Source organism: Paenibacillus suaedae (genome assembly GCF_032337355.1).
Classification (GTDB): domain Bacteria; phylum Bacillota; class Bacilli; order Paenibacillales; family Paenibacillaceae; genus Paenibacillus_B; species Paenibacillus_B suaedae.
In genome coordinates, this window is sequence record NZ_JAVYAA010000006.1 from 167,525 (window position 1) to 188,494 (window position 20,970).

Annotated in this window: 18 protein-coding genes; 8 read left to right on the forward strand and 10 right to left on the reverse strand. The window is 48.3% G+C overall.

Translation table 11 applies throughout. The annotated features are described in order from the left end of the window. From RQP50_RS22125 to RQP50_RS22155, 7 genes are all read left to right on the forward strand, one after another. A complete protein-coding gene (locus RQP50_RS22125; RefSeq protein ID WP_315746776.1) occupies nt 1-948 on the forward strand; it encodes an ABC transporter permease in 948 nt (315 codons plus the stop codon). Nucleotides 949-960: 12 nt separating this feature from the next. After that, nucleotides 961-1,995, forward strand: coding sequence for an ABC transporter ATP-binding protein (locus RQP50_RS22130; protein ID WP_315746777.1), 1,035 nt, complete (start codon nt 961-963; stop codon nt 1,993-1,995). Then, nucleotides 1,976-2,929 (forward strand): ABC transporter ATP-binding protein, encoded by a 954-nt coding sequence (locus RQP50_RS22135; protein WP_315746778.1) that lies wholly within the window; start codon nt 1,976-1,978, stop codon nt 2,927-2,929. The genes RQP50_RS22130 and RQP50_RS22135 overlap by 20 nt, the downstream gene beginning before the upstream one ends. A 42-nt stretch (nt 2,930-2,971) precedes the next feature. Continuing rightward, nucleotides 2,972-4,618, forward strand: a complete 1,647-nt coding sequence (locus RQP50_RS22140) for a peptide ABC transporter substrate-binding protein (RefSeq protein WP_315746779.1) — start codon at nt 2,972-2,974, stop codon at nt 4,616-4,618. Nucleotides 4,619-4,620: 2 nt separating this feature from the next. Next, nucleotides 4,621-5,010, forward strand: a complete 390-nt coding sequence (locus RQP50_RS22145; protein ID WP_315746780.1) for a DUF3899 domain-containing protein — start codon at nt 4,621-4,623, stop codon at nt 5,008-5,010. A 295-nt stretch (nt 5,011-5,305) separates the two neighbouring features. Continuing rightward, nucleotides 5,306-5,818, forward strand: a complete 513-nt coding sequence (locus tag RQP50_RS22150) for a DoxX family protein (RefSeq protein ID WP_021260279.1) — start codon at nt 5,306-5,308, stop codon at nt 5,816-5,818. A 435-nt stretch (nt 5,819-6,253) separates the two neighbouring features. Then, on the forward strand, nt 6,254-6,406 hold the full coding sequence (locus RQP50_RS22155) for a hypothetical protein (RefSeq protein WP_315746781.1): 153 nt from the start codon (nt 6,254-6,256) through the stop codon (nt 6,404-6,406). 166 nt (nt 6,407-6,572) lie between these two features. Here the strand turns inward: RQP50_RS22155 and RQP50_RS22160 are convergent, their stop codons facing one another. The 9 genes from RQP50_RS22160 to RQP50_RS22200 form a co-directional block, all read right to left on the reverse strand. Further along, nucleotides 6,573-7,778 (reverse strand): VWA domain-containing protein, encoded by a 1,206-nt coding sequence (locus RQP50_RS22160; RefSeq protein ID WP_072730022.1) that lies wholly within the window; start codon nt 7,776-7,778, stop codon nt 6,573-6,575. Between the two features lies 1 nt (nt 7,779). After that, nucleotides 7,780-10,122 (reverse strand): DUF5682 family protein, encoded by a 2,343-nt coding sequence (locus RQP50_RS22165; RefSeq protein WP_315746882.1) that lies wholly within the window; start codon nt 10,120-10,122, stop codon nt 7,780-7,782. After that, nucleotides 10,122-11,225 (reverse strand): AAA family ATPase, encoded by a 1,104-nt coding sequence (locus RQP50_RS22170; RefSeq protein WP_036590943.1) that lies wholly within the window; start codon nt 11,223-11,225, stop codon nt 10,122-10,124. Before RQP50_RS22170 ends, RQP50_RS22165 begins: the two co-directional genes overlap by 1 nt. A 102-nt stretch (nt 11,226-11,327) precedes the next feature. Continuing rightward, a complete protein-coding gene (locus RQP50_RS22175) occupies nt 11,328-13,187 on the reverse strand; it encodes a HEAT repeat domain-containing protein (protein WP_072729969.1) in 1,860 nt (619 codons plus the stop codon). A 12-nt stretch (nt 13,188-13,199) separates the two neighbouring features. Beyond that, nucleotides 13,200-14,639, reverse strand: a complete 1,440-nt coding sequence (locus tag RQP50_RS22180; RefSeq protein WP_315746782.1) for an SWIM zinc finger family protein — start codon at nt 14,637-14,639, stop codon at nt 13,200-13,202. Between the two features lie 53 nt (nt 14,640-14,692). Further along, a complete protein-coding gene (locus RQP50_RS22185; protein ID WP_072729967.1) occupies nt 14,693-15,511 on the reverse strand; it encodes a hypothetical protein in 819 nt (272 codons plus the stop codon). 434 nt (nt 15,512-15,945) lie between these two features. After that, nucleotides 15,946-16,842 carry a serine/threonine protein kinase gene (locus tag RQP50_RS22190; protein ID WP_315746783.1) on the reverse strand — a complete coding sequence of 299 codons (897 nt, stop codon included), beginning with the start codon at nt 16,840-16,842 and terminating at the stop codon, nt 15,946-15,948. A 180-nt stretch (nt 16,843-17,022) separates the two neighbouring features. Beyond that, entirely contained in the window at nt 17,023-17,847 is an 825-nt protein-coding gene (locus RQP50_RS22195; protein WP_315746784.1) for an alpha/beta fold hydrolase, read from the reverse strand. Between the two features lie 14 nt (nt 17,848-17,861). Continuing rightward, a complete protein-coding gene (locus RQP50_RS22200) occupies nt 17,862-18,341 on the reverse strand; it encodes a GbsR/MarR family transcriptional regulator (protein WP_315746785.1) in 480 nt (159 codons plus the stop codon). A gap of 215 nt (nt 18,342-18,556) precedes the next feature. Here RQP50_RS22200 and RQP50_RS22205 point away from each other — a divergent pair, with 215 nt between their 5' ends. Next, nucleotides 18,557-19,795 carry an MFS transporter gene (locus RQP50_RS22205; RefSeq protein WP_315746786.1) on the forward strand — a complete coding sequence of 413 codons (1,239 nt, stop codon included), beginning with the start codon at nt 18,557-18,559 and terminating at the stop codon, nt 19,793-19,795. A gap of 64 nt (nt 19,796-19,859) precedes the next feature. Here RQP50_RS22205 and RQP50_RS22210 read toward each other — a convergent pair whose 3' ends face one another. Next, complete coding sequence (locus tag RQP50_RS22210; RefSeq protein WP_072729962.1) at nt 19,860-20,780, reverse strand: VanW family protein; 921 nt, start codon at nt 20,778-20,780, stop codon at nt 19,860-19,862. Between the last annotated feature and the right edge of the window lie 190 nt (nt 20,781-20,970).

A 20,970-nucleotide genomic window follows, 5' to 3' on the forward strand; every position in this document is an offset into this window, starting at 1 on the left:
ATGAAAGCTTCATCAGCCGAATTGGATCATCTGTTCCATCCCATCGAACGCAGCCACCAAGCAGAGCATCAGCTCGCAACTCGCAGCGTTCCATTGTGGCAGGACAGATTGCGCAAGCTATCGCGCAACAAGCTCGCCGTACTCGGACTCGTGCTGCTGCTGGTCATTATTTTCCTCGCCGCTATTGGTCCATCGCTCGTTCCCTATTCTTCGAGCGCTCAATCGTTAACAGCTACGAACCTCCCTCCCTCCGGAGAACATTGGTTCGGAACAGATGATTTGGGACGCGATGTGTGGGCGCGAACTTGGGCAGGAGCACGCATCTCGCTTACGATCGGATTCGCAGCAGCGGCAATTGATCTTGTCGTCGGCATTGTAGTAGGTGGCATTTCAGGATATATGGCAGGTCGCGGCAGGCTCGGTGATCGCGTTGATAATGTGTTGATGCGCATTGTTGAAATTTTATACAGCATCCCTTACCTGCTCGTGATCATTTTGCTTCTTGTCGTTATGAAGCCAGGAATTTTCACCATGATTATCGCCCTATCAATAACAGGCTGGGTTGGAATGGCCCGTGTTGTACGTGGACAGATTCTACAGCTTAAGCAGCAAGAGTATGTACTTGCAGCGCATAAGCTTGGCACATCTCATGCTGGCATAATCATTAAGCATCTGCTCCCGAATGCTGCGGGCATCATTATCGTCAACTTAACGTTTACGATTCCGGCGGCAATTTTCTCTGAATCATTTCTAAGTTTTCTCGGTCTAGGTGTACAAGCACCTGATGCCAGCTGGGGCACAATGGCCAACGATTCACTTGGCGTCATATTAAGCGGCCAATGGTGGCGACTGTTCTTCCCAGGATTGATGATTTCGCTCACCATGTTCGCATTCAACGCATTTGGAGATGGATTGCAGGATGCCCTAGATCCACGATCACAACAATAAGGAGGTGCACTCATGAAGCATTTGCTCGAAGTTCAACAATTGCATGTAGTATTCCACTCAAGAAATAGAGAGCTTCAAGCCGTGCGAGACGTGTCCTTCCATATTGATGAACGGGAAACACTCGCAATCGTCGGCGAGAGCGGCAGCGGCAAAAGCATAACCGCTCGAACCATTATGGGAATGCTCCCTGCTCCACATGCGAAGTTGAAGGGTGGAGACATTCATTTTCAAGGCCAAGACATCACTTCACTCTCTCGCTCTCAAATGAGGAAACTGCGTGGTTCTGAGATTGGTATGGTCTTTCAAGATCCGATGTCCTCCTTGAATCCAACGATGAAGATCGGTACGCAGATCAGTGAAGGTTTGCGACAGCATCAGAAGCTTACCAGAACCGATGCACGAACGAGAACGATACAATTGCTGCAGCTCGTAGGCATTCCAGATGCGGAACGAAGATACAGTCAATACCCACATGAATTTAGTGGAGGAATGCGGCAGCGTGTAGCCATCGCTATTGCACTCGCCTGCAATCCCAAGCTGCTGATAGCGGACGAGCCTACGACCGCACTGGATGTCACGATTCAAGCCCAAATTCTTGACATGCTGACAACGCTGCAAGAACAGATGGGAAGCTCGATTCTGCTCATTACCCATGATCTCGGTGTCGTGGCTGAGGTCGCGCATCGCGTTGCAGTCATGTATGCCGGAATGATTGTGGAAACAGGCACAGTCGAAGATATCTTCGAGCGTCCGAAGCATCCATATACATGGGGCTTGCTTCAGTCCACGCCGAAGCTGGATACCTCCGAGGATGAACGGCTGACACCGATTGAAGGTTCTCCTCCAGAGTTATCCGAACCGATCACTGGCTGTCCCTTCGCGAAGAGATGTCCTTATACCATGCAGGTCTGCCTGCAGCATCTGCCTGACACCCATTCGTTCTCAGATCAGCATAGCGCTCGCTGCTGGCTGAATGACCCCCGAACACCAATCGGTCACGGGACAGGTCCTGCAAGGAGGAATGAACATGTCGAAGCCTATTCTTGAGCTCCATCAACTGCATAAGCATTTTCGGACAGGTTCGAATCACAGCGTGAAATCAGTTGACGGAATCAGCTTATCCATCCTTCCCGGCGAGACGGTTGGCCTTGTTGGTGAGAGCGGCAGCGGCAAGTCAACATTAGGCAGAGTCGCTGTAGGCCTGCTGGAGCCTACAGCTGGAAAGGTGGTGTTCAATGGCAAGGAATTGGCTAGCGCACGCGGCCTGGAACGTCGTGAGCTAAATCGGAGCATGCAAATGATCTTTCAAGACCCGCATGCATCACTTAACCCTCGACTGCGTGTTGGCGACATTATTGCCGAAGGAATCGACGCACATCGCTTGGCAAGGGGCAAGGCCCGCAAAGAGCGCATTGCTGAGCTGCTTGAGAAAGTTGGGCTTCACCCGGATCATGCACTTCGCTTCCCGCACGAATTCAGCGGCGGGCAAAGACAGCGTATCGGCATCGCCCGCGCATTGGCCGTGAATCCGCAATTTATTGTCGCCGATGAACCAATCTCAGCACTCGATGTGTCGATACAGGCGCAAATTGTAAATCTGATGAAGGATTTGCAAATCGAACAAGGCTTAAGTTATTTATTCATTGCCCATGACCTGGCGATGGTCAAACATATTAGTGATCGAATCGGCGTTATGTATTTAGGCAAAATGATGGAGCTGGCAGATCGAAGCTCATTGTTCGCCAACCCGCTTCATCCTTATACGCAGGCCTTATTGTCAGCAATTCCAACAACGGACCCTTCAAATAAGAGGCTTCGTGAACGAATTGTACTGCATGGCGATCTGCCAAGCCCGCTATCTCCACCTACCGGATGTCCATTCCATAGCAGATGTCCAGCGGCAACGGAGCTATGCGCCAAGCAAATGCCGGAAGGCAAGCAAGTGTACAGCAATCACTGGGTTGCCTGCCATTTGTATTAAGAATGATCTATTACATATGAAGATATTATTGGAGGAACGAGCATGAAAAAATGGAACCTGATGTTAGCAATTCTTATCTTAGCCGCAACTGCCTTAACCGGATGCTCTGGAAGCAATAACGGGACAGCGAAGGAATCATCTGCTGCCGGTACAGAATCCAGCGACAAGATTCCGCAAGTGATCACAACGAATCTATCGGGCGGCGAACCGTACACCCTAGATCCAGCTCTCGCTTCAGATACAACATCTTATTTTATTATCGATAACCTATATGAAGGCCTCTACACGTATGACAAAGCCGGCAAAATCGTAGAAGGTGCTGCGAGCAAAGTCGATGTATCTGCTGACGCCAAGACGTATACATTCACGATTCGCAATAATGCGAAGTGGTCGAACGGTGATCCTGTTACAGCACAAGATTTTGAATACGCTTGGAAACGGGTACTGAATCCGAAGACAGCAGCGTACGACCCTTCCTCACTGTACTACATTAAAGGTGCAGAAGAGTACAACACAGGCAAAGGAAGCGCGGATGACGTTGGCGTTAAAGCCAAAGATGATCATACGTTGATCGTTGAATTGAAGGCACCGCTCGGTATCTTCCCGATTATCTCGATGGGACATGCGTATTTGCCGGTTCGTTCTACGGTCGTAGACAAAGACGAGAAATGGGCAGCTGAAGCGAGTACAATCGTAGGCAATGGTCCTTACACTTCGAAGGAATGGAAGCATAACGAAGAGATTACACTTGCAAAGAGCGATCATTACTGGAACAAAGACGCCATTTCGATGGATACCATCCATTTCAAAATGGTGCAAGATGCAACAACCTATTATCAAATGTACAAAACCGGCGACCTTGATTTGATTACGGCACTGCCAATCGATACACTGGATCAAGAGAAAGAAAATAAAGAATACTTGGCTCACCCTACGTTCAGTGTCTATACGTATTCGTTCAATGTAAATGAAAAACCATTCACAAATCCAAAAATTCGCCAAGCATTCGCCTATGCAATCGATCGCGAGACGCTGACGAAGAATGTAACCAAGGCAGGCGAACAACCTGCATACGGCTATGTGCCATACGGCATCAAGAACCCGTCCGGCAACGACTTCCGTGATGATGCAGCTAAGTATTACGAGTTCAATCCTCAAAAAGCAAAAGAATTGCTCGCTGCGGGCTTGAAGGAAGAAGGGTTGTCTACTCTTCCGCCTGTTACATTCAAACTGAATTCTGCTGATAAGCACAAAAAAGTGGCTGAAGCGTTGCAAGCGATGTTCAAAGAAAATCTCGGCGTTGAAGTGAAGCTCGAAACACAAGAATGGAAAACGTATATTGATACGTTCAAGCAGAAGAACTTCCAAGTTGCACGAATGGGATGGGAAGGAATCTTCCTTGATCCGCTTGGCGTACTTGTTCACTATCAATCTACAAACTCGAACAATTTCACAAATTGGAACAATAAACAGTATGATGACCTGATTGCAAAATCTACGTACGAGTTGGATCCTAACAAACGGGTTGAAATCCTCCAGCAAGCTGAAAAAGTATTGATGGAAGACTTGCCAATCATGCCGATCTTGTTCTCCGTGGATACAGCACTTGTAAGTCCAAAAGTAACAGGCATCGTGTTCGATGTTCGTTCTAATCCAGATCTGCGCTTCGCAAAGCGTGTTGAGCAATAATCATGTTGGCACGATACGCGGTATCGTCGATTATCGTCGTGGCCATCGTGTACATCATTAGTGCTCCCCCATTCGGGCTTATGAGTGATCGAATTGATGTAGGCAGTGTGAACAGATGCTTTCTGTATGGACTGATTCTATTGATTATTGGTGCATTCGCTTATGTTATGCGTACTGGATTTTTGAATCCAATTGTACGTGGAGCTTCTTCACTAGGCTCCATGTTCACAGCGACATCGAATGCACTGCGCGAGGAAGATAGACGTCTTCAAGCCGATACTTCACTTCAGCAATGGAAGTTGACAGTTAGCCGCAAGCTGAGCGCATATGCGCTTGGCTGTGGCAGCGGCATGTTAATCGGTGCGATTATCCTACAAATTCAACATTTCTAACCATGCGGCGCTATCAGGCTATCCCCTATTCTCAATAGGAGATAGCCTGTGCTTTACTATATCATAAGCATTGGATGATTCCCGTCTGTACGGCTGATGCGATACGATTCTCTTAATCCTACTATTTTTCTAGTGATTACGCATAATAATGTGATATCCGTTATATTCATTCTGAAAATGCAAGCTTTTAGTCAAAAAATAGCTCTAATGGGGCTTGCAAATTAGCGTCCTGCACTATAAAGTGTTTATGCATCCTATATATGGGAATCACACGAATATTAAGGAGGATTGGTTAATGATCGATTTTTTACGGAAAAATGTGTGGGCAGCAGCACTATTGTTGGCCCTCCGGCTTTATGTAGGCTACACCTGGGTTTCAGCCGGATTGCACAAAATGACTGGTGGAGGCTTTGATGCAAGCGGATTTTTGAAAGGTGCTCTAGCAAAGGCTTCTGGCGAGAATCCTATTGTTCAGGGTTGGTGGGCGTCATTCCTCGAACATGTCGCAATCCCGAATGCCCAACTATTCAGCCTCATGGTTCAATGGGGAGAACTTCTTGTCGGTATCGGCCTGATCGTAGGCGGGTTAACGAGAACTGCAGCATTTTTCGGCATTGTAATGAATATGTCATTTCTACTAAGTGGTTCTATCAGCGCCAATCCTATCATGATTATCCTTACGTTGTTCATTCTCGTCGCCTATACCAATGCAGGCCGCTTCGGAGTGGACCAACTGTTGTTCCGCAGACTGAAATTGACTCGCAGCCATTCACCTCAAAGCAGCACTTCAACCTCAGTAACCTCGTGAGTAACACAACTGCTCATCAAAACGCTCACAATGGTAAACAACATAGCTCGATCACTATTGTTCTTTTTTAGTCCTGCAAGTTATAGCGTATTTATTTTATTGACTATACAATTACAATTGTCAGCGTGACTCCCCAACCGCCTTTATTTAATCGCTTTAAATACACTCGATGTTGTCATCGTATCCAGCATTTCTTATTTACCTATACCTCATCAAAACATAAGCTTCCAATCAGTCTCCATCAATAAGGTATATAAGATTCACTCTGTTCTCGCATATCTCCCATTATATTTTGGCTCATCCTGTCATTGAGCTGCGAGAGAATACTTCGTGTAAGTGAATTCTTAGCGGCTCTATGGCAGTAAACTCATGATCGCAGTACAATATAAATATAGATGTCTAGATGGAAAATCAATGCCACTGGGAGAGGATACTTTGATTGCAAATTCTATTGCCAGACTCGAAGCTGCCTTGAATACGCTGCCTGAACAGTTTCAAGCGCTGCAAGAGGAAGTCTATCAACCGCGTACTCTCTCTCTCAACCAAGCCTTGATGTTCGCTGCAAACTCCCTGACGGACAAATCGTGACCTTGGAATGGTTGATTCAAGACTACGTGGCGCATATGGAGCATCACCTGCATCAAATTTTCAGCAATCGTGACATCTTGTATTCCAGTTCATAAATTAAAATGAAAAAAGGACGGTTAACATACCGTCCTGTCCTTTTTAGATCTATAACTTTGTGAGCACCACATCACTTGGTACCTACCCGCTTAGCCAGCTCAGTCAGATCATGCCCTTTCAACGCTCCTTCAACCAATTCTGGCAGCAAGCTTGGTGTACAAGCGAAACATGGTGTTCCATCCCGCGCTAGAATCTTAGCAAGATTCTCATCATAGAAGGGCTGGCCTTGATCAGATAGCGCGAGCAGGCACATTGTCCTTACCCCTGCCTCCCTTAGCTCCTTCATCCGGCGGATGAGCGCTCCACGATTGCCGCCTTCATACAAGTCGGACACAATGATGAACAATGTCTTCTTCGGCTCCGATATGTACTGCTCACAATACGCCACAGATTTGTTAATATCCGTTCCACCGCCCAATTGAATCCCGAACAGCATGTCAACCGGATCATTAGCACACTGTTCTGTCAGATCAACCACTTCGGTATCGAATACGACAACCCGTGTATCCAACGATGGTATTGATGCAAATATTGACCCGATTACAGACGCCCAAATTACGGAGTCCGCCATCGATCCGCTCTGGTCGATATCTACGATGACCGTCCATTCTTTATTGCGCTGCGCGCGGTCGAAGAAATAGAACCGCTCCGGAATGATCTGCTTCCGCTCCATGTCATAATGCTTCAGGTTACGCGAAATGGTTCTCTTCCAATCGATACCGCTTACAGACGGAAGCGGAGAATGCTGTCTTCGATTCAGCGCCCCCGTAACCGCTCGGCGTATGTCACTTTCAAGCAGCTTCACGAGTTCATCCACAACCGCCTGTACAAGCATGCGAGCCGTATCCTTCGTCTTCTCAGGGATTTTCCCCTTCAATGACAGCAATGTGCCCACTAATTGAATATCTGGCTTTACTTGCGCCAGAACCTCCGGCTCGAACAGCAGCTGCTTCCATCCTTTTCGCTCCATCGCATCATGCTGAATAATCGATACGACATCTTCAGGGAAGAAGGAACGTACATCTCCAAGCCATTTTGATAAGCGCGGTGCCGATTGGCCAAGTCCTGCTCCCTTCCTGCCAGCGGAAGAACTGGATTCGGCCTGCGAATCACTCGTCTCGTCATAGATAGCCGCCAATGCTTGATCCATGATCTGTTCTTCTTCCGACAGATCGGTACAGCCATTCACGGAATAGCTGGATAGCTGCGCTTCAGCTGGCTGGCCGAGGATGAGCCGCCAACGTGTAAGTGCTTGTGATTCAGCGAATTTGCTCATGTTATATGTCCCCAAAATCAAAATCATTCAATTCGTCAATCATGCTCGCTTCTTCCTCCTTCAACTCACCCATAAGCAGCTCTTCGGCCTGTTCGGGTTGGACGCCCCACAATTCCCCAAGCAGCTCGGCAATCATCGCCTTCTCTCTCGGATCGAATGTGCTGAATGCTCGCCGCAGGAAGACGAGTGCTCTTACAAACTCATTATCATCCAGAGATAGAATATATTCATTCAACTGCTCCCAGAGCGTCATGCGTGACAACAACGCATATCGATTGCGCATTGATAATCCTTCGAACCACCCCGCACCCAGCTCTGCTGGGATACCTGGGGACAAGCGGCGTGACACCTCCTCTGCACATTGCTGTGCAGAGATGACGTTGCGTTCCATCAATATGGCACAGGCAAATCCGCACAACCGTGGATTCCGATCATCCCGCTCTGCCAAGTGTTGCAATTCTTGCAGCCATAGCGCTTCATCAACCCGTTCGCTATGATCGAGTGATATGCTGTTCAACTCGTTCATCGCGATGATCATGGCATTGGCAGCCTCATCATTGCAGCTGCTAGCATCGAGCAGGAACAGACAAGCGCGGAAGAACAGCTGCTCCAGCAGTGGCAGCAATGGCGTCATATCCATACGTCTTATATCGCCGTAACGGATAATCGTAGACAGGTCTCTTGCCGCCGCTGCAATCTGAACGACATCCCGACTATCCACTGCCAGCCGCTGCAGCGCTTGACGAGCGGCTTCCATCTGCGTCAGCATGCCGCACTCGCAGGCGACGCGGATTAGCTTGGATGCCTCGTTAATCGTTACGCAGCTATCCAGCCTCTGCTGAAGCTTGTAGGCAGCAGCCACCTCAACTGTCTCTCCCAGCAACGTGGATTCGACAACTTCAATCTCCACTTCCGGCGTCCATTGAAGTACCCAATGCTCGGCCCAGGTTGCTTGCTCTTGTGGGCTCGGCTTCTGCTTCGCAAGCGATATACCAAGCAGAGTCAGCCGATGGAATAGAAATGAGCGATTCAAGTCAAGAAATGCAGACTCTTCCGAACTGACACGACGATTCTCGCGCAGATCAAGCGCGAGATCGGTCGCCACGGCCGTCTTGTACTTCTCCAGCTTCAGCTTGCGCAGCCAACGGTTCAGGTCATCCTGAATCGGTGTCTGGCTAACGCCATCAGCAAGCGATCCAATTGCAGTTCCGATATCAACTCGCACTAATGCTTCTGCGATAACGGACAGTTCACCGCGACCGAGCAATGTAAGTGCCGCGTCACGTAAATCCAGCAAGGTCGGCGCACTCCCTCCGTGTAAGGAGGCAAGCGATTGCGCCAGACGTACGGCCTCAATTACCTCTGCTGTAGAGCGATGCGTCCCTGATTTGCGCAGTGAACGAGCAACTGCGGATAAATAATGCATCGGCAGATCAGCAAGCGTGCCGTCCAGCATATGCTCCCACATCATCTGGAAGTAGCCAGGCGCATGATTACCCGCTCCATAACCTGAGCGTGAGGACAATCGATAATAGGAATAAGGCATCAGGGTAAGCTTCGAGCTCCGCTTCGGCAGCTGCGCCACTTCTTCATCCGTCATCGCTGCCGTTAGATCCGCCAGTGCAGAAGCATGATACGCACCGCATATAACGACGATTTTTTCAGGAGCATGGCCTGCGTTTATCGTGTCTTGGATGTTCCGCCGCATATATGCTTCTCTGATCGCGTTGTAGGCATATTCCGTGCGATCGGTCAGTCGTTCTGTCTCTTCTGTTAACAGCCGCATCTCAGCGGAAAAAGCCAATATGGAATCACGATAGGCACCCGGGTTCAAGTTGTGCTCGTAGTTTCGTTCCCAATACGTATCATAGTCAGGCTCCCCTGCCAGCTCGGCAATTCGGCCGTAAATCGAGCGCTGTTCCCCTTCCTGTATCCGTTGTTCAAATGATTCAGTCTCCATGCTGTCACTTTCCTCATCAGCAGAATCTGCGCGATGCCGTGTTTCCTGCAAAGCAAGCGTGACAGAGGATGGAAGATCGATAAATGCAGCTTGTGCGCCATGTTGCTCTGCCCATCTCATGGCTTGCAGCTCTGGCGAATAAGCGGAAAATGGCCACATGACCGTCCGCACGGGCAAGTCATCCGCAAAGGCCAAAATGGCGATAGGCGGCTTCGTTACTTCGTTCGTCAAATGACAGATGACCGGCGTCGCATCCGAGGGGCCTTCGATAAGCACAGCTGTAGGCTGTATCCGCTCCAGTTCATCCAACATATGCTTCGCGCCGCCCGGCGATAAGTGCCGAACCCCGAATATGTTCACGGCAGAAGCCGCAACCACGCTCATCACTCGTTCAGCTCCTTACAAGCCGTGTATAGTCCGCGCCATTCCGCGCCGCGCTTTTTCATCACGTTGTCGAGATATTCCTTCCAGACGAGTTTATCCTTGACATCATCCTTCACGATGGCTCCCTGTAGACCAGCCGCCAAGTCCTCATCGCTCAGTTCTCCGCTTCCGAAGCTTGCTGCAAGCGCCATGCTGTTCGTGAGCAGGGATATCGCTTCTGCCGTCGATATGACACCCGCCGGAGACTTCACCTTCTCCTTTCTGTCAACCGTCATGCCGCTGCGCAGCTCACGGAATATGGTTACAACCTTGTGAAGCGCCTCATCAGAAGGAGCAGCTGTCTGCAAATCATAAGCGGAAGCGATCTCCTGAACGCGCTTCTTCACGATCTCAACCTCGGTATTCATATCTGATGGCGTTGGCAGCACAATAATATTGAATCGGCGCTTCAGGGCAGCCGACATCTCATTGACTCCGCGATCTCTTGTATTTGCTGTCGCAATGATGGAGAAACCCTTGCGCGCATTTACTTCCTTGCCGAGCTCAGGCACAGATATTGTCTTCTCCGAAAGTATCGAGATAAGTGCATCCTGCACCTCAGAGGCGCAGCGAGATATTTCCTCAAATCTAGCGATCCCACCAGCCTCCATCGCCCGCATAATTGGGCTCTGAACAAGCGCTTCCGGCGTAGGTCCGTTCGCAAGGAGCATCGCGTAATTCCACGAGTACCGTACATGTTCTTCGCTCGTTCCAGCAGTTCCTTGTACGACAAGACCGGAATTACCGTAAATAGCGGCAGTCAAATTCTCGGAAAGCCATGACTTGGCTGTACCCGGTTCCCCGATCAGAAGGAGTGCTCGGTCTGTCACAAGTGTTGCAATCGCCATTTCCACTAATCGTCTGTTGCCGATATATTTGGGTGTAATTGTCGTCTTTCCTGCCTTGCCTCCCGTGATGAACGTGAGCACCGCTTGCGGAGACATTTGCCATCCTGTTGGAATCTTTCCTTTGTCCGCCTTGCGTAGTGCCGCAATCTCATCCTCATACAAGCGCTCGGCTGAGAGTCGCATGATATCCTGCATTTGCTGTTGGCTCGTTGCCATCTCATCATCTCCCCTGACGTTTAAGCTCGTTGCACGCACCTGTCTTATAACTCTGACAATGCGCCCACAATTCTTCAATTTCCGTGTTAGAAGGAATCAGCGCTATACCGATTCTGACGCAACCACTGCTTGCTTCTTCTCCATCTGTTCCACGACATAGCGCAGTTGTTCGCCAGCCGTATACTTGTATATAGGAAGAACCTCTGACAAGCGAGCGTGATACGAAGCTGGCAGCTCATATATGCGTTCATACACATTTCCATCAAATGTGTAACAATTCGAATTTTTTTTGTTCTCGATAGCCCCCACTAAAGCTTCCCACATTACTTCTTCAGGCACGTCAGATCGTTTCAATCCAGACAAAATCAAGCCAGCGTACGTATTGCGGAATTCAGGATGCTGCTCCAACTTCCTCAACATAAACTTGGCGCTTATTTCGTGTCCCGGCCGTGCAAAAGCACATACGAGCTCAAGCTCATTCTGCTCAATGAACCAATCCAGCCAGCGCTCATCCCATGCAGCAAGAATAAGCGGAAGTGGTTGAATGACAATCGTGTATAGTGACATCATTCCGTTGGAATAGCTCCACTCTGCAGGCACCTCAACATATTCTCTGGACAGTACCAGTGCTTCGATTGTGGAGCACAGTTCCTTCTTCCTTCTCTGCATCTCTTTGTTCGTCTGCATCTTCCACTTGTTCCGCATCGATTCTACATAGTGATCGTACATTGCCTCTGGTGATAACAGATGGAACGAGGCGCGAACAGCATAAGACATGAAGCGTACGTCAAGATCTTCAATTTTTCGCAAATGAGCAAGTGCCTCTTCCGAATTCTCTGTCTCCATATACCAAGCGACAGTGTGGAGCAGCTCCAGCCATTGGAAAGGTCTATATTCTTCATAGCGGCCCACGTAATTCGCATATACGTCGTAGAGTTCTGCGCACCGCTTCTCATGCAATGCACGAACTACATATCGGATCCTCGTCCAAGCCGCCTCCAGCTTCTTCTTATCGTCTGCTAGTTCCAACGCTGCGCTCAAATCGCGATCCAAATCCTGCACCAACTGGGCAGTCAGCTGCGGATGATCACATTCAGCTGCCGCTTCTGAGGCAAGTTCAATATCCTTGCTGGCAAACGCTTCATGCAAGCGTGCCACCGCTCTGTCTGTTCCATAGTTCGCAAGCGTATGATACGCGGATTCTCGAATCGCTTTCTTCTTCTCCTTCGTCCAATCAAGAACCGATTCTTCATATTGGATATAGGCTGACAACAATCGGATTGCTGTCGCTCTCACTTCATCCGAGCCGGACTGGGCCGCTTCATAGATAAACGATGCCACGTCTTCTCCGCCGACGGTACCGATGACGCGAAGCTTTCTTGCTTCCAGCTTGCCGCCATCGATTTGGAATGTCTTCATCAGATGTGGTACGACTTGCGATCCGTAGGAAGGAAGAATCTTATCCGTAGTTAGATCAGCAATTTCCGTATACGGGTCTCCAAGGGCTGCAATCGCGTACTGCAACAAGCGAAGATCCGCGAACATACCGTCCTCGAATGCCTGTAAGATCACTTCATAGCGTCCTCCGCCTGTTGTCGTTAGTGCTTCTTGCACCGCCGCCAGCTTGCGGTAGGACAGCTTCGTAGACAGATTGCTCGGATAGCTCTCCATGTCAGTCAACTGCCCTGCCGGAGCCGAGCTTCCCTGCGTATATAAGACGGAATGAAGGAGCATTCCAATGTCCTGCAGCGTCTCCGCTGAAGACTGCTCCTTGCCCGCAGGAGGCTCAATTAATGATGCAATTCCTTCTGCCAGCCGCTTGAAAATGGGGGCCCGCTCACCTAGCTGCTGGAACTGTGGAAGTAGTCGTTTTAGACGGAAGTCGCCGACTGCCAAATCACTGCCTGCAATATACAGTCGCCGTACTTCTTGATGAAGCTCTTGCAACAATGCTGTACTCATGGCCAATCCTCCTTAATACATGAGACGGATCATTTCCGCATCCTTCATTATTGTTAATGGCTGTGCAAGCAATCGTCCGCTTGCAAGTCGGTGCTCGAACATGACCAGCATCGAAGCATCCTTCGTCCAATCAGCAGGGAGCAGCGGGAGCAGAGACACTGTGGAATGATGAGAAGCGCACACATCATCCAGCACGATCTGCTGGCCCGCTTCATCCAACATTACATATTCATTCTGATCTGTCTGCTTTATGTCTGACACATGAAGGAGCATCACTGGATTTTTATCGCCGAGCGGATTTTTCAGCTGATTTTTCACTTTCTTTAGTACGTCAGCATACGAACGCTGTGCATGTGCGGACAAGCATTCCACATCTTCCGCTCCTACTACTCTAGTAATCAATTCATCCCAGCGTACTCTGCGATTCATCTCTCCCGGATATCGATAGAGCGTCTTCACTTGTGCAACATCGAAGAAGCTATCATCTGCACGCATTTGCTTAGCCGCCTTATACGGACGATACTGCATCGTGCGATGAATATCACCAGTTTCTCTCTCCATCCAATAGCCCTGATCGACATATTCTTGTCGAGCTTGATCATCGTAGCTGAGGAAGGAGAGTTGAATAAGCTCCACATTCTCGCTCATCAATCCGCATTCTTTCAATTCGTTAAGCTGCCATGCATGACCCAGCCACTCTTCTACGGTGCTCTCGTGATCCAATGCCAGTTCCGGATCATCCAGCTTCGCAGTCAGATGGCTCCGCCCCTTCTTAATGAAGGCATGTAGGAGAGTCAACTGCTCCATTACATTGGTATAGATGGTCTCTCGATCTTCATCACTCGATAAATATAAGGCCAATCTCCGGAGTTCATTCTGCGCCCCAGGCAAATAGTGATTCCCTAGCTGCTTGGCATGATCCTGAATCATCTTAATCGTCTTCGTATCAATCGTACCGATGCCCCCGCGCACGAGCGACAGCACCAGCTTCTCTAACGTCTCCAGTCCGTCCAGCTGTGCTTGAACTTTCTTCTTCAGAGCGGACTTGTTTACTTTCTTCGGCTTCGGCTCGGCTCCATCCGCTGCTTGCTGCTGCTTCTTTTCTTCGCGTTTCTCTGCCTTCTCCCGTTTGGAGATGATATCCTCAGGCACAGGCGCTGTTGCGAATTCCCCTCCGCCTACATAAGCATATAGCAGCCCAAGCGCATGCTTGCATGGCAGCTGCCTGCTTGGACAGGAACAGCGCAGAATTGGCTTCTCAGGCTGGATGAAGTCTGCCGAGCATTGATAATTCGATTTGCCGCTGCCTGAGCATTCCCCAAATAAGAGTGAACCGTCCTCTGAGCGGTTCAACTGTACGAAGCTCCGCTTTTTCACGAGCCCCTGTCCATTCTTGATGGCTGACGCGTTCGGGGCAAGTGAATCTACGTATGACTCTGTAATTTCGATCATGTTGATTCCTCCTATCTGTCCAATGTCAACTATCCTTTTTATGTACTCGATTCCTATTCATACAACCACTTGCCAAAGTAATGCTCAACCGCATGATCGGAATACCCATCCACTCCACGCCAGTTTACAACAGCGAAGAAGTCGTTTTTCCCACCCCTGCCTGGCCTGTTCTCCGAACCAGCTCGCAGCACACCCGCATAAGACAAAATTTCCATCATCACATCGCGTTCCTGTTTATTGGATGGCAGCACATTGCTTAAGTTCTTCTCCAATTGACGCGCAGCATCGCTAGGCTGGCAGCTTTTTATCGCGGTCAGCATATGTTGGAGAATGGTCACGTCCTCTTCCGTAACGTCAACTGTCCCTTCTGCTAGGAGCTGTTCCAGATCTAATAGACAATATAGGATATGGTTAAGACGAACGCCTCCCCATTTCATCCGCTCGAAATTCAGAACATTGATATCTTCATTCGTATAGGATTCAAGAACGGCAATCCCGCTCTTGTCACATTCATAGCAATCCCCATACATCGCGTACGTGCTGCTCGTGCATCTACCGATATTGCTCTCAAATGGATGGGGTAGCAAACCATGTGTTAGTGCCCAACTGGAGAGCGCACTTCGCAGATGCACCTTACGCGTAGACAAGCTATGCAGGAAGGCTTGTGCCACCATCTCCTTCGTAATCAATTTATGCAATTCTACGATGCGCAGCACACATTCATCGTGACTCATCGTCACGGGATCGAACATCAGACCTTTGTCCTTAGCGTACTCGAAATCCTCCCCAGCGAACGTTATCGTACGAGTATCTTTCCATCCCGCACTGCTCCAGAACGTTTTCATCAGTATCTGCTTCGCCTTCTTGTCCACTCCGTCCTCCTTCAAATTCGCCACATTCGTGTCATTTTGATGAAAGTTACGAACATACGTTTCCTTTGATTATGAAAAAAAACGCCGAAAGCAGTGCTTCGACGAATCTTTCCTTCATAATAACGAATTTATAAGCTATCAGTACAGGTCACTTAGTCCCATTCCTATCAATTCTTCTCTGCATATTTATAGGAATATAGTACCACTTGATATATTTAGGACTACTTATTGATTGTTATCGCGAGTACATTCTCAGCCATTATGCCCCTCTCCGATAGCTTACCTCCCCTAGTGGAAATAAACAGTTATAGTACGTGTTGACCTGCGATTTCGCCAGTATATAAAACATGAAAAATCCCCTCCAACATTACTTGGAGAGGGTTCATAAGTAAAATTCATTCGTTCCTACTCTATCGGTTCATGCAACCATGAGATCATGATATCGTCTGCCCTCGAGCTTCATCCCAAGCAGATTTGAAAGCTGCAATGCTTGGAAATCGTTGGTCTCTATCCTGCTGAACGGCTTGCAGAGCGATCTCATACAGCACTTGTCCCGCTTCCCAGCGTTCCAAAGCGTGATTTCGTTCCCCACCTAACAGTCCAAAAGCAATGGCTCCTAAATTATACACATTCGTTCGGGAATCGATCAGCGCGCCTAATTCGTATTCCTCTGGCGATTTGGATCGCATAGCTCCCCAGAATTGTTCCCCGATATCATTGACAGCAGGAGATCTCCGATAAAAGTCGATATCACAAATCTTCGTTCGATTGGTTATGAAATCATATAAGATACTTCCATCATAAAAGTCTACAGCCACATATCCCTGTGCCTCCACATGCTCATGAAATGAGAAAATGACATCCAATGAGTTCAATCGCTGCTGCATAGGAAGATGCCGATGTCGATAAAATGGAGATCTTGGATCATGGTACTTAGCCGGTGGCGGGAACGACCAGTGAGAATGAAGACATTCTCCTTCGAACCACTCAAATACGGCTGCATATCCACCACCCTGAACCTCAAAGTGTTCCACGAGTTCAATCAAGTTCGGATGCTTCAGTTCCGTATATAACGGAATCGCCGCTTTTAACCGCTCGATGGCAGCTTCCGGCTCGCCCATATACTCCTTCGTTCTAGCACCTGCATATTTAATAAATCGCTTGCGCCCTTCCTGCTCAACGCCAAACGCAATATTCCCAGAATCCTGCTCGTCGAATACGCAGAATACGTGTCCATACTTGTGAATCCAATCGAAAGAATGAGCTTCCTTGAGCTCAAATGATATATTTCCTAGCTGAATCGTTACAGAAGTGAATGAATGTGCTGTCACGATGCTTCCCCTCTCATCCTATCGGGGCTGCCGCAGTTTCGTGGGCTACTTATGCGTTGACCCCATCTCGTTGATACACCCAATTCAAATTCGTCATTTTTGCCATAGCACAACGCCTCCTTCACTTTTAACGTTCCACCACCGTATCACATTCATAAACCGCGTACAATAGAAATCCGATTAGGATTGCTTCCTTTCTATCACAACATCGTTGTGCGCTCTCAACGGCCTGTCCTCGAAGAAATCGATAATCATCTCATTGAAAATATCTCTGCGCATTGTGCTCAGCGGATCATAAGCATCTCTGAACAAGGCAAGAGTTGCATGATTAATATGATTATAAATGGTACGAGACCCTTTCCTCTCGTCAATACCAGTCATTATCTTTCCTTCTCCTCCCATGACTAAAGCTGGTGACTGAATGCGGTACAGTTCATTCGTATGCGTCGGGAAAGGAGCCGTCTTCATAGCAAGGAGCATCTTCTTATCGATTGAGAAAGAATTGCGTAATATTCGCTGTGTATATGGATCATCCTTATAAAACTTCATCATGAGATTCACGATCGTACGGTAAGGAAGCAGGCTGAAAAGAAAATTGGAAATGGACAGCACCCAGCCTGCTGCAACCGTCGGCATTTCACTATAGCTGTTCGATATGACTAGCTTATCTATATATTGTGGATACCGGATCGCAAGCAGGGTCGCCAATTGTCCGCCCTGCGAGACACCGATGACATGTACTTTGTTCAGCCCAAGCTCATCCAAGAAACACTTCAAATCTTCAACAATCACGTAATGATCATATTTGCCTTCTGGAAATTCCTTAGTAGAATCGCCATGCCCCCTATAATCCGGCATTATCATGCTGTACCGTTCTGAGAAGGCTTCGAATTGCGGTTCCCACATTCGCCATGATGATCCACTACCATGTAGGAATAAGACAGGCGAACCCTTCCCCTTACTCTCATAATGCATGAGCATCCCATTCACAGCTGCCTTCGGCATGATGTTGTCTCCCCCTAGTTATGACTGTCCTTATGTTGACGTTGTTCCTGCCACTGAACTAGAATTTGTTTCATTTGGTGGACGACAAAATCAAAAAACTCGATGCTTTCATCCATTTTCATTTTTGCTTGTTCATCCGATGCGATGGACTTCGCCCGCCTCACGTAATTCCCCATCATTCCCCCTTGCGCAATGCTCGTATGCAAAATTGACGTCCAAGCATCCGGATGCACTTCGTAGTAATCCCGTTTGCTTCCAGGGATACCTACTTTGCGAAATAAGGACACTTGAACCCCTTGACGGACAGATAAGGATGCTGTGCCTTTACTAATCTGCAAGTCCAGCACCATTTGATCAAGCGAACGCGGTTCTCCTGCTAGCAGCAGATAGCCCCATATTTTCCCGAGTGAGCGCGCACCCCCTGATGATTCGATATACGTTCCGAAATCCTCGATCAAGGACTGCTGAGCATCGTTCAACTTGAAATTCCCCATGACAACACCCTCTAATGTTTAATTGATTTAATATATATTAAACACAGAAAATAAAAAAAATTCAATCTTCTTTTTCTTTTTTCGACGTAACAATCATGAGTGAAGAAAATATCTGGTATAATTCATAAAAATAAAGGTGAAACAGTCCATTGCGCGATAAGAACTCAAATTAGATAAATATAAATTAGATAAATAGACTGATTGGGGTGAATGTTATGAAATCCGAACTGCGAGCGATTGATTATTCGCTTCCCAACAAACGCAGTACGGGGTATACCATTTTATTGATTCTATCATTGTTTCTCGTATCTACAAATTTGCGAGCCGCGATTACGTCCATTTCCCCGCTGCTGGAAGACATTCAGAGAGATTTGGGAATGAACGGGATATCGGTCAGCCTGCTAACGTCCATACCACTGTTCTGCATGGGAATATTCGCTCCTATGGCGGCCAGCTTGAGCGATCGATTGGGAATGGAAAGAGCGATCACCATGTGCATCGGACTAATCGGCATCGCGACGGCCGCTCGCTTCTTCGCCGTCACCTCCTTCCTGCTCTTGCTTACCGCATTGCTTGCCGGTATCGGGATTGCGGTTGCCGGTCCGCTGATCTCTGGTTTCATCAAGCATCATTTCCCTGCTCACGCCTCATCGATAGTCGGCGTCTATTTAACCGGCATGGGCATCGGCGCTTCGATCAGCTCCGCCTTCGCGATACCGATTGAGCGTGCCGCACACGGATCATGGAGCACGGCGCTTGGCATCTGGTCCATTTTCGCGGTTATCGGGATACTTGCGTGGTGGCCGATTATTCGAAAGCATGCGTCAACTGACCATCACGACGCATCGTCTCGCAAGCAATCGAGCAAGCTTCCGTGGAATAATAAGCAAGCATGGCTGTTCCTCATTATTTTTGGACTGCAATCCGGCATCTACTACACCGCTGCTACCTGGCTTGCCCCCCGTGCTCAGGAGATTGGGATGGATGCGGCAACTGCAGGGACGCTAGTAACAGTATATTCGATCATGCAGATGATCGCAGGCTTGGTGACGCCGCTTATGTTGAATCGTACCACTTCTCGCAAGTCATGGCTGTTAGCCTTTTCCATATGCAGTCTGGCAGGGTGCAGCGCGCTTTCTTATTTTCCTGCCGAGGTGAATCCATTTCTGTCGGCAGCAGTGATGGGGATTGGAGCGGGCGGCCTGTTCTCGATTGCGTTAATCCTGCCTCTCGATGTAACAAGCACTTCGCGCGACGCAAGTCTATGGACGGCCATGATTCAGTTCGGCGGATATTTGATAGGCGGATTACTCCCCTTGGTTTCCGGAGTCTTTTACGACATCGGCGGAAGCTATCAAGCCTCCTTTCTCATTCTAATCTTCACCAGTCTGATTCTTATCGCGGTATCCGTATTCTACCGCGGCAAGCGGTACACGCATTATTCGCAACAATAAGACGGTTGCTCTTCCATCGAGAGGAGCAACCGTCTTATTGTTGATTATCGCACCCTCACCTGCATTATTCTTCCTTGTCCACATCGATATCCTTCACTTCTTCAGGCAGTTCCTTCGAAGCACCAGGTACATCACGTTGCTTGTAGCGAATCTCTTCCGATGAGTAAACACCAATATGTACGCTTCCCCCGTTGGCAAAGGCTCGGATCAATATCGGTTGATTGTAAAGATTATGGAAGGTAAAGTCGGGTCCATTCCAGCTTACCGTTGCATCACGACCAGGCGGCACATAGGTTACATTCCTAGAGTGAGAGTAGCGCTTCACAATATGTAGCCCTGCGCGGTCGACAGCGTTGAACAGGGTGGATGATATCTGACATATGCCGCCCCCTATTCCTTCTGACAATTCCCCCTTCACGATGATAGGCGCACGCACATACCCTCTCTCTTGCGTGCGCTGCCCAACAACTTCATTAAAGGAGAACGTCTCTCCTGGAAATAGGACGTGATTGTTAATCGCCTCTGCAGCAAGCTTTATATTCATAGAACGGTTTTTATTGTTCGTATTATAGAAGGTTGTGTAATGACCAATTTCCTTCTCACGAATATGCGATAGGAGTTCACTGTCTACTTTTGGATAGACAATCTGCATCGGCACCTCTATCCTCATCGAACCGCTGTTGACGATGTATTTATAAAACTGCTCGATAAATGATTCTCGATCCAGCCTCATCCCATTTTTCTCGGGAATAATCCCACCATAACCATTCAATGCTGCATTAATCGGAGCAATGGCTACTTGGCGATCTATCGCTTTCATCAGCTTGTCTAATTGTTGCTCGTTCACAATAGCAGCACCAGGAAGTAAATAATCCGCACGGTGAGCAGATGCAATTTGTTGGCCATGATGTCCAATCATGATTGGTTCCGATACGGTTGGCCGTTGGAGCAGCAAAAGCACTAACCAGAGAAGTTGCAGATACATGTTGTTCTCCTTTATGACAATTCCTCATCCTTGAGGCACATCTGAACCCATTCCGCTTGCATGAAATAATTGCCGCTATCTTATCCTTTTCTTACTCCAAACGATATATACATGCTCTACCAGTTCGCGCTGAGTTTTGCATTTTATGACTGTTATTTTCATGACCTTGGTCGCTTTATTGTTCATGTTT